Origin of the sequence: Burkholderia sp. MSMB2157WGS (assembly GCF_001532755.1) — a bacterium.
Taxonomy (GTDB): Bacteria; Pseudomonadota; Gammaproteobacteria; order Burkholderiales; family Burkholderiaceae; genus Burkholderia.
Map to the genome: position 1 here is coordinate 1 of NZ_LPJG01000032.1, position 1175 is coordinate 1175.

1 protein-coding gene is annotated in these 1175 nt (G+C 70.1%); it reads right to left on the reverse strand.

The annotated features are described in order from the left end of the window. A partial coding sequence (locus tag WT53_RS25265; RefSeq protein WP_060262162.1) for an acetyl-CoA C-acetyltransferase occupies positions 1-1175 on the reverse strand: 1175 nt, incomplete at both ends.

Genomic DNA, 1175 nt, shown 5'->3' on the forward strand with positions numbered 1-1175 from the left:
CGCTCGACCGCGAGCGCGACGCCCATCCCGCCGCCGATGCACAGCGACGCCAGCCCGCGCTTCGCATCGCGCTTGACCATCTCGTGCAGCAGCGTCACCAGGATTCGGCAGCCCGACGCACCGATCGGGTGACCGATCGCGATCGCCCCGCCGTTCACGTTCACCTTCGACGTGTCCCAGCCCATCTGCTTGTGCACCGCCAGCGCCTGCGCCGCGAACGCTTCGTTGATCTCCATCAGGTCCAGGTCGCCCGGCGTCCAGCCCGCGCGCTCCAGGCACCGGCGCGACGCCGGCACCGGGCCCATGCCCATCATGCTCGGATCCACGCCCGCGTTCGCGTACGCCTTGATTCGCGCGAGCGGCGTCAGGCCCAGCGCCGCCGCCTTCTGCGCCGACATCACCAGCACCGCCGCCGCGCCGTCGTTCAGCCCCGACGCGTTCGCCGCCGTCACCGTGCCGTCCTTCGAGAACGCCGGCTTCAGCCCGGCCAGCGACTCCGCCGTCACGCCGTGACGCACGAACTCGTCGGTCGCGAACTGCAGCGGCTCGCCCTTGCGCTGCGGAATCGACACCGGCACGATCTCGTCGTCGAAGCGACCGGCCTTCTGCGCGGCTTCCGCCTTGTTCTGCGACAGCGCCGCGAACGCGTCCTGCGCTTCGCGCGTGATCCCGTATTCCTTCGCGACGTTCTCCGCCGTGATGCCCATGTGGTACTGGTTGTACACGTCCCACAGCCCGTCGACGATCATCGTGTCGACCAGCTTCGCGTCGCCCATCCGGAACCCGTCGCGCGAGCCCGGCAGCACGTGCGGCGCCGCGCTCATGTTCTCCTGGCCGCCCGCGACCACGATGTCCGCGTCGCCCGCGACGATCGCGTTCGCCGCCAGCATCACGGCCTTCAGGCCCGAGCCGCACACCTTGTTGATCGTCATCCCCGGCACGGCGTTCGGCAGCCCCGCCTTGATCAGCGACTGCCGCGCCGGGTTCTGCCCGGAGCCGGCCGTCAGCACCTGGCCCATGATCACTTCGCTGACCTGCTCGGGCTTCACGCCCGCACGCTCCAGCACTGCGCGGATCACCGTCGCGCCCAATTCCGGCGCCGCAATCTTCGCCAGCGAGCCGCCGAATTTGCCGACCGCGGTCCGCGCGGCCGATACGATCACTACATCCGTCAT